The sequence below is a fragment of the Bradyrhizobium sp. UFLA05-108 genome, assembly GCF_059803455.1.
Genome location: NZ_JBANAZ010000002.1, coordinates 273,430 through 281,490, shown reverse-complemented (window position 1 = coordinate 281,490; position 8,061 = coordinate 273,430). Strand labels below are relative to the sequence as shown.

Annotated in this window: 11 protein-coding genes and 1 tRNA gene; 5 read left to right on the top strand and 7 right to left on the bottom strand. The window is 60.8% G+C overall.

What is annotated here, in order from left to right:
- Positions 1–496: 496 nt before the first annotated feature.
- Positions 497–733, top strand: a complete 237-nt coding sequence (locus tag SO140_RS02585) for a hypothetical protein (RefSeq protein WP_498542292.1) — start codon at positions 497–499, stop codon at positions 731–733.
- Positions 734–949: 216 nt separating this feature from the next.
- Here SO140_RS02585 and SO140_RS02580 read toward each other — a convergent pair whose 3' ends face one another.
- A complete protein-coding gene (locus SO140_RS02580) occupies positions 950–1,150 on the bottom strand; it encodes a hypothetical protein (protein WP_498542291.1) in 201 nt (66 codons plus the stop codon).
- Positions 1,151–1,795: 645 nt separating this feature from the next.
- Between SO140_RS02580 and SO140_RS02575 the strand changes: the two genes are divergently transcribed.
- Positions 1,796–2,215, top strand: coding sequence for a hypothetical protein (locus SO140_RS02575; protein WP_498542290.1), 420 nt, complete (start codon positions 1,796–1,798; stop codon positions 2,213–2,215).
- Here SO140_RS02575 and SO140_RS02570 read toward each other — a convergent pair.
- The 4 genes from SO140_RS02570 to SO140_RS02555 form a co-directional block, all read right to left on the bottom strand.
- Positions 2,212–2,439 (bottom strand): hypothetical protein, encoded by a 228-nt coding sequence (locus SO140_RS02570; protein WP_498542289.1) that lies wholly within the window; start codon positions 2,437–2,439, stop codon positions 2,212–2,214. The genes SO140_RS02575 and SO140_RS02570 overlap by 4 nt on opposite strands.
- A gap of 213 nt (positions 2,440–2,652) precedes the next feature.
- On the bottom strand, positions 2,653–3,291 hold the full coding sequence (locus tag SO140_RS02565) for a hypothetical protein (RefSeq protein WP_498542288.1): 639 nt from the start codon (positions 3,289–3,291) through the stop codon (positions 2,653–2,655).
- The gene (locus SO140_RS02560) at positions 3,288–3,533 is read right to left on the bottom strand and encodes a DUF6074 family protein (protein ID WP_498542287.1); all 246 of its coding nucleotides are present in this window, start codon (positions 3,531–3,533) and stop codon (positions 3,288–3,290) included. The genes SO140_RS02565 and SO140_RS02560 overlap by 4 nt, the downstream gene beginning before the upstream one ends.
- On the bottom strand, positions 3,530–3,742 hold the full coding sequence (locus SO140_RS02555) for a helix-turn-helix domain-containing protein (RefSeq protein ID WP_498542286.1): 213 nt from the start codon (positions 3,740–3,742) through the stop codon (positions 3,530–3,532). Before SO140_RS02555 ends, SO140_RS02560 begins: the two co-directional genes overlap by 4 nt.
- Positions 3,743–3,824: 82 nt before the next feature.
- Between SO140_RS02555 and SO140_RS02550 the strand changes: the two genes are divergently transcribed.
- Positions 3,825–4,385 carry a hypothetical protein gene (locus tag SO140_RS02550; RefSeq protein ID WP_498542285.1) on the top strand — a complete coding sequence of 187 codons (561 nt, stop codon included), beginning with the start codon at positions 3,825–3,827 and terminating at the stop codon, positions 4,383–4,385.
- A complete protein-coding gene (locus tag SO140_RS02545; protein WP_498542284.1) occupies positions 4,382–5,581 on the top strand; it encodes a tyrosine-type recombinase/integrase in 1,200 nt (399 codons plus the stop codon). The genes SO140_RS02550 and SO140_RS02545 overlap by 4 nt, the downstream gene beginning before the upstream one ends.
- A 74-nt stretch (positions 5,582–5,655) precedes the next feature.
- Here SO140_RS02545 and SO140_RS02540 read toward each other — a convergent pair.
- Positions 5,656–5,731 (bottom strand) — tRNA-Trp (locus SO140_RS02540).
- A 147-nt stretch (positions 5,732–5,878) separates the two neighbouring features.
- Here SO140_RS02540 and SO140_RS02535 point away from each other — a divergent pair.
- Positions 5,879–7,102, top strand: coding sequence for a serine hydrolase domain-containing protein (locus SO140_RS02535; RefSeq protein WP_498542283.1), 1,224 nt, complete (start codon positions 5,879–5,881; stop codon positions 7,100–7,102).
- 178 nt (positions 7,103–7,280) lie between these two features.
- Here SO140_RS02535 and SO140_RS02530 read toward each other — a convergent pair whose 3' ends face one another.
- Entirely contained in the window at positions 7,281–8,048 is a 768-nt protein-coding gene (locus SO140_RS02530; RefSeq protein ID WP_449377291.1) for an SDR family NAD(P)-dependent oxidoreductase, read from the bottom strand.
- Between the last annotated feature and the right edge of the window lie 13 nt (positions 8,049–8,061).

Genomic DNA, 8,061 nt, shown 5'->3' with positions numbered 1-8,061 from the left:
GTGCTGACCCGCAGATAAACGCCAACTCGCTTTGCCATGACTGCAGCCTCCAAACTTGACGCTGCATCATACCCGAAACCATACCGAAAACAACTGTCTTGTGTATGGACTTTCACCGAGCAAATTCGTCAACGATGTCCGTGCTCATCACTCGTCATTTTTGGGTGGGTTTTCGGTATAGACCCTGAACCGCTGCGGCCAAGCTGCAACCATCGCCTAGTAGGCGCGTTATGTGGGCATGCGGGCCGACACGACCCCGCAGCGGCCGCCGGTGCCCCGAGGCAGACCTCAAAGGTGACACGCCGGCGGCCGCGCGCAGGGAGGGTGCAGGAAATTTTTTCCCAGAAGCACGGACGCATTGGGGCCTCGGTGATGCCGCCGCTGCCCGAAAACATCGTGGTGGAACCATTTAGACATCATTTAATTGTGTTTAAAATCATTTATATCGCGGTATAATAATCTCGGTTGCTTGGCCGAGAGACAGGGGAGAAAATCGATGAAGCTGATCTCAGGCGTATTGTCCGCGGCCGCTGTGACCTTCGTTCTGACGATTGGTTCGCCGATCGCGTTCGCTTGCAACGGGAATGGGAATTGCGAGAACGCGCCCGGCCAAATCAAAAAAGGCGGTGATGCGCACGGAGCCCCCGGGCCAATTGCGGGCGCAGGTCTTCCGCTTCTCGCGGCAGGCTACGGCGTGTATTGGTTGGTCAAGCGCCGCCGTAAAAGCAGTTGAGTTGCGATCCCAAGCGGATTCTTAGCCATAGCTCCCGCGCCGTCGCTGGAGGCGGCCATCGAACGAACACAGAGGCTTTGCAGGATCGGCCATGCCGGTATGATCCCCGGCGAGTGGTTATGCCTCCACGGTCTCGACTTCCTCCCCGGGGTCGAGACCCCTTTTTTCTCAGGCCCCGATGTCGGTTTCTCAGGCCCCCATGTCGGATAGGGCCGTTCAATGCTGGAGCGTTCGCGCTGCCGTAAGGACCTCCGCGTCCGAGAATATCCCGATCTCCAGTCCCAGCCGCTCCACTTCGTTCGCCAGTTCTTCGGCGATGCAGTAGTAGTCGAAAAAGGTGCTAGACGGCGTGATGTGCCTATCGACCAGAGCGCGTAGCTCCTGTTTGAACTGCTCATTGCCGACTGCTGTACTCATGGACGTGCTCCCATTCGTTGGGGGCGACACGGGCATCGGGACTTAATCGGCGCCGCTACTACTTTCCCGGCTCAATCGGCTACTTGGGCGAGCCCTCTATGCTGGTCGAACCACTGGGCGCCCCGTTCGGGAGTATGCCAGCTGCGCCCTTATTTCGCTCCGCCTGTCGAGCTGCCGGGGAGCCGGGTGGCGCGTGCGAATTGGTGTCGTCAGTGCCGGTAGTCATGCCGGGAGAAGTGTTGGTCGCGGGCGGCGCAGAAGGTGATTGGTTCGTTCCGCCAGTCGTCGTTGTTTGATTGGTCCCGCCGCTGGTCGCACTAGCTCCGCCGGCGCTGCCAGCCCCACCGCCTCCGCCACCCTGGCCGCTCGCCGAGGACGTCAGGACGATGCAGGCGGTGGCAGCTAGGATAATCGACTTCATGGCGCAGCGCTCCTCTTTTGGAGAGCACAATCGCCGCCGATTGCACTTGTTCCTGCTTGCGGGCGGCGGCTCGCGGATTGGCGAAGGGCGTTCGGCGGTCAGTTTCATGAACCACCCCTAGCGCGATTCGGGCTCGGGAAGATGCCGCGCCGCAGGCTTCACGCGCGGAACAGACGGCTCCTACTTTTGTTCAATCGTCCAGAGTCCAGCTCAGGAGAAGGGCTATGATCAACAGACTTACGATCGTGGGTGCGGTGCTCGCCTTCAGCAGTGCTGTGTATGCCGGTCCCTGCAACATGGCGAGCCGCGATGCAGGATCAGGAAATGTCCCGGGCTATACCGGACAAACCACTGGTTCCACAGGAGCTGATTCCAAGGAGCATCCACCGACATCGTCGATGAGCAAAGCCGCAGAGAATACCGCAACGTCGTCGGAAGACGCGCAGCGCCAGATGCAGAGCCAGCCCACCGCTGCCGAGCAATCAAAGAAGATCGAGCCTGCACCCTCCTCGCAAGCGCCGGATAAGACGGCAGGAACGGTCGAGCAGACCCGTCCCGCGCCTTCCGAACAGTCAAAGAAAATGACGGCCGGTGAGGCGGAGCAAGCACCGTCCCAGCAAAAGGCGGGGCAGGACTGCGATTAAAGGCCCTCGGGGTCCATCGATCTAACGTACAGGTATCCGATAGCCCTGCCTGCGATGGCCCATTGCTCGGGTTCGAGCCGTGCCTTCAGCGATGAAAGTTCGCCCAAGGTACCGTCCAGAGCACTAGTGATCTCTGCGTGGCCGAGGATGCCCTTTCGCTCGAGCAGCGCGAGAATGTGCTTTAGCGCCAGGGTGGTGCCGAATGCCCGCCCGTCTTCAATCATGGTCTGCTCCTTCTAATGTAGTTTGGTTTGCGAAATCGCTTTCCATAGCGGCGCACAAGTCTTCGAGCGCCAGCTCAGCGGCCAAGCAGGCGCTTAGGCAGGAATAGCTGTAGGAGTTGGCGCCGAACTCGTAGGCGGCCCGGGACTCGGCGACTGCCCCGCGCAGGGCCGTACCCAATGCCCGGAAGGCTCGTAGGGTGCGGGCGTGCTCTGTCATGCTGCCTCACCCTCACCCGAGATATAGATAGTAGGGTGATTTTTTCCCCCTGTAACAGTGGGGTGATTTTTTCCCCCTGGGGACTCGGTGACTTCAGGGTGATTTTTTCCCCCTGTAGCGAGGATTTTTTCACCCCCGGCAAACGATTTTTGAGAGCCGGATTTCTTGGACTTGCCCTTCGCCTTAGCGACTGCCCGTTCGTCCTTTGCTGCGCGCGCTTCCTGGGCGATCTTTTCCGCCTCCTCCAAGGTTTTGATTTGCCTCCACTCGTCGGTCGGGTCGTGCCAGCGGGAGCCGCGACGAACCGGGAGATAAGTCAGCCCAAACTTATTGGGATGACGACCGAAGTCAGACTCGCTCGGCCGCCCGCGCTCTGTGATCCTAGCAAACCCAAGTGCCTGCGCTTCACGAATAGCCGGCGCGACGGATTTGTGGCTGATGCCGAAGTTCGTGAAGTTGTCGAAGGTGACAGGCAGCCGATCGTTGTCTTTGCCGCCGTGGTGTCCGTGTTCGATTTCGATGCGGTCCACAACGCGGCGGCCCGACAGTGAAAGCGCTCGCCATGCGGGCGATTCAATCATTTCGATTCTGTGCGGCACGAACTGGCCGAGAATGCTTCCCCTGCCTCGTGTCATGCGTCACCCGTCGACTGGATATCCACCAGTTCGCGCGAGATCGCCGCCTCCATGCACCGGAGTTCACAGGCAATGAGATCTTCGGCGACACCACGCCGGCGCATCGCAGCGGCCTGCACCTCTAGCTGATACTCGAGGTAGCGTGCACCCGCGCGTGGGTTCAGATAGGTCACATGCTCCGCTTGCCGGGTAATGTAGGTCCGGCGGCGGGCGATCGGAAACGGCACAATGACTGCGCTCATTTCACCCCTGCCCGCTCGAGCATCGCATGAAACGCTGCCTTCGGTACCCGGATCAGCTTGCCGATCCTGATTGTGGGGATGTCGCCGCGCTTGGCTGCCGCATAGGCTGCGTTGCGATTGAGGCCGAGCATTTCGCCCGCCTCAGGTACTTCCAGAACAAGACGCTTGTCATCGGGAATTTGGGTCATCGAATCCTCTAGAGTGGTCATTTACCACTCATAGCCTGGACTGTTGATTTCTGTCAATGATGATTGTGCAACCACCACTTAATGTGCTAAGTGGCGCCTCGCCATGATCAGTCTTAAGGCATTTTGCGAAACGCTCGCACCAATCGTCGGATCAAGCCCTGCTGCCCTCTATGAGCGGCAGCGCGCTCTCGTCAGGATGGGAATGTTGCCGGAACCCACTAAAGGCCGAGGCCATGGGTTGGCTGCCACTCCGGAGACGGTAGCGATTCTGCTCACAGCGGTGATGGTTACGGACAACTTGTCAGAAACTGACATTCGCGTTCACAAATTGGCGCAGGCACGACACCGGTTTGCGCAGGACAAAGGCGGCGGCCGCTGCAAGCTAACGGGCAAAACGCACTTTGTTGATGCCGTTGCTGCGATCTTGGGCGCGCGGCGGTTGGCCGGTCGGACTGCGAGGATTACCGTCCACAGGGAATCTTTATCGGCTCAAATCTTCTACTACCGCGAGGACGAAGGGGAAAAGATACGAGACCCAGAACAAAGCCAATTCGGGCGCATGTCAGTATATCCCGATCGAATGGAAGTTCATGCAACCCTTTGGTCGAACATCATCAAAAGGATTGAATACGAACTGCGGAGAGGCAACCAGGAGACAACATGACCAAGCGATCACACGGCGACGGCGGCATTGATCAGCGCGGCGAGAACGTTTTCCGGCTTCGATACCGTGTCAGGGGAAAGCGCTATAGCAAGGCCTTTCACGGCACGTTGACGGAAGCCCGCAAAGAACTGCGTAAGCTACTAAAGTCCGGCGATGATGGGACCCATGTCGCGCGCGATCGCATCACTGTCAGCGTCTGGATCGACCAATGGCTCCAACTGCTCAAGCGCGATCTAACGGGCGATGCCAACCAGAAAGCCAAGCGCAAGCGCGGGCTGGTCAATCCGCGGACCCAAGAGCGTTACAGGCAGCTACTCGATCACGTCAAAGCCAAATATGGCACCCTCGCCCTTCAGAAGCTCACCGGCACCATGATCGACGATCTCTACATCGAGCTGGAGCAGAAGCTCGCGGTGCGCACGGTCCTTCATATCCACAATGCCTTGCGGCCCTGCCTCGCCTCTGCGGTCAAGAAGAAGATGCTTGTCAGCAATCCGGCCGATGACGCCGAGGCACCGAACCCAGGCGACACGGACGATATCACCGTCCTAAATGAGCAGGAGCTGGCGACGCTTGTTCGGGGCTTTCGCGGCCATCCGCTGGAGCACATCGTCGACATTGCCGCCTGCACGGGGGCGAGAAGAAACGAGATCATTGCGCTGCGCTGGTCGGATCTCGACTTCGATGCCAAGACCATGACCATCACCCGGTCGGTGGAGGAGACCATCGAGCACGGAAGGCACGTCAAAGAGCCAAAGACGGCCCGTGGCAGGCGCACGATCTCCATCGATGTCGACCTCAGCGAGCGGCTGCTGGCCTATCGTGACCTGATTAAACGGCTTGTAGCCGGTGTCCCGGGTGGTGCCGAGGTTGACCTCGGCCTTATCAAGCTGCCGGATGGCGCTCTGCTCTTCCCCGGCGAGGATTTGTCCGACCTGACCAAGCTGCGGGATGGTCATGCCGTTACCCGGACCTTCCGGCGGCATGCGAAAGGGCTGGGCTTAAACGTCAAGTTCCATTGGATCAGAGCCAGCCACCTGACCATCCTGCTCGACAAGGGCGAGCCGGTGCACGTCGTAGCAAAGCGGGCCGGGCATGATCCGGTCACCCTGCTCCGGTCATACGCGCGGTGGACCAAGAAGGCCGATGCCAAGGTGGCAGAAACTATCGCCAGCCTTTCGAAGGGCACGGTCTAGGATGCGCTTGGGTCCAAGTTGGGTCCAAGTCCCAAACACGTTCTCAGTTTGTGCCATCTAAGTTATTGATTTGATGGCAGGAGTGGCAGGGCTCGAACCTGCGACCCCCGGTTTTGGAGACCGGTGCTCTACCAATTGAGCTACACTCCTACGGACCTGCGTCACCACGGGTCAGGCCGCTTTCAAGCACAGGGGGCGGCCGGTTTGCAAGGGAGAAGCGCAAGCGAGGCGCTTGTTCACACCGCGCCTTCCGGGTCACAGTTCATCCTGAACCAGAACAACAACCCGGACGTGACAATGAGCGCTCAAACCGCCTCGAAGCCGAAGATCGCCGTTCAAACCCCGCCTTTGCCGGAGGCGAGGCCCGAAACGCTGGGTCTGTCGCGCCCCCGCCTCCAGGCGATGTCGGATGCCTTCAGGCGCGAGATCGACAAGGGAACCGTTCCCGGCGCGACCGTGCTGGTGGCCCGCCGTGGCCAGGTCGGCTGGTTCGAGGCGCTCGGCCGACAGACTCCTGCCGCCACAGTGCCGATGGCGCGTGATTCGATCTTCCGCATCTTCTCGATGACGAAGCCGATCGTGTCGGTCGGCATCATGACGCTGGTCGAGGACGGCCATGTCCTGCTCGGCGATCCCCTCGCCAAGTACATCCCCGAATTCGCCAACCCGCAGGTCGGCGTCGTCAGCGGTGGCAAGCTCGAGCTGGTTTCGGCCCACCGGCCGATCACGGTCCAGGATCTGCTCCGCCACACCTCCGGCATCACCTACGAGCACCAGGGCGACGGCCCAGTGCACAAGCTCTATCAGGAGTCCCGTGTCCGAAGCCGCAAGATCTCCAACGCCGAGCACGCCGCCCTGGTCGCGAGCTTCCCGCTGGTCTGCCAGCCCGGCGCGGAGTTCAACTACAGCCGCTCGACCGACATTCTTGGTCGCATCATCGAGGTCGTCAGCGGCAAGTCACTTGGCGCCTTCCTGGGCGAACGTATCCTCGGCCCCCTTCAGTTGACCGAGACCGGTTTCTCGACCGGCGAGGCCAACGCAGCCCGCCTCGCCGAGCCCTTCCCCGCTGATCCCTGGACCGGCGACAAGATCGTCCTCTTCAACATGCTGGAGCGGCCGGCGATGGAGTCCGGCGGCGGCGGTCTGGTCTCGACCACAATGGACTACGCCCGCTTCGCGATGATGCTGCGCAACGGCGGCACACTGGACGGCGCGCGCATCATCGGCCCCAAGACGCTGGAGCTGATGGCCTCCGATCACCTCGGTGCAAGCGTGAAGGTCAATGGTACGCTGCTCGCACCCGGTCACGGTTTCGGCCTCGGCTTCGCCGTACGCAGGGACGCCGGCATCGCGCCCTTCCCTGGCAGCGTCGGTCAGTTCTTCTGGAGCGGCATCGCCGGCACCTTGTTCTGGATCGACCCGAAGGAGGATTTGATCGCAGTGTTCATGACGCAGGGCCCGGGCCAGCGCGACTACACGCGGACGTTGGTGCGAAATCTCGTGTATGCGGCGGTGGAGTGAGCCGACGCTGCCGCAACATCCTCGGTGTCATGCCTCGCGAACGCGGGGCATCCAGTACTCCGCGGCTGGAGTTGGTTTACCCAACCACCGCCGCGGAGTACTGGATCGTCCGCCTTCGCGGACGATGACTGAGTGAGGGCGGCTTGCTTGCCTTTTCCCACTTCCGCACGCGAACGCGTCAACTAATCGTCGCGCCGCCGTCGATGACCATGGTCTGGCCGGTCATGAAGTCGCCGGCCTTCGATCCAAGGAACACGGCAGCGCCCGCGATCTCGTCGGGGATGCCGATGCGCAGGAGCGGCGAGCGCGAGGTCGAGGCCTTCAGGTTCTCCGGATTGTCCCACAGTGCCTTGGCGAAATCGGTCTTGATCAGGCCGGGCGCGATGCAGTTCACGCGGATGTTGTGCTTGCCGTATTCGCAGGCCAGATTGCGCGCGAGCTGCATGTCGGCAGCCTTGGAGATCGCGTAGGCGCCGAGAATGGTCGACCCTTTGAGGCCGCCGATCGAGGAGACGATGATGACCGAACCGTCTTTGCGCTCGATCATCTGCGGCACCACCATCGAGATCAGCCAGTTATTGGCGACGATGTTGTTGTCGAGGATCTTTCGGAACTGATCGTCGGAGATGCCGGCGAGCGGACCGTAATAAGGGTTCGAGGCGGCGTTGCAGACCAGCACGTCGATCTTGCCGAAGGCGCGGTTGCTCTCGTCGACGAGGTTTTGCAGATTTTCCTTCGAGGAGATGTTGGCCGCGATCGCTACCGCGGTCCCCTTGCCGAACCTGTCGTCTATTCCCTTCGCGACCTCCTCGCAGACGTCGGCCTTGCGCGAGGAGATCACGACCTTAGCGCCGTGCTCGGCCATACGCTCCGCGATCGCAAGCCCGATGCCGCGCGTCGATCCCGTGATGACGGCGACTTTTCCCTTCATGTCGAACAAGGTCATGTTTTTCTCCCAG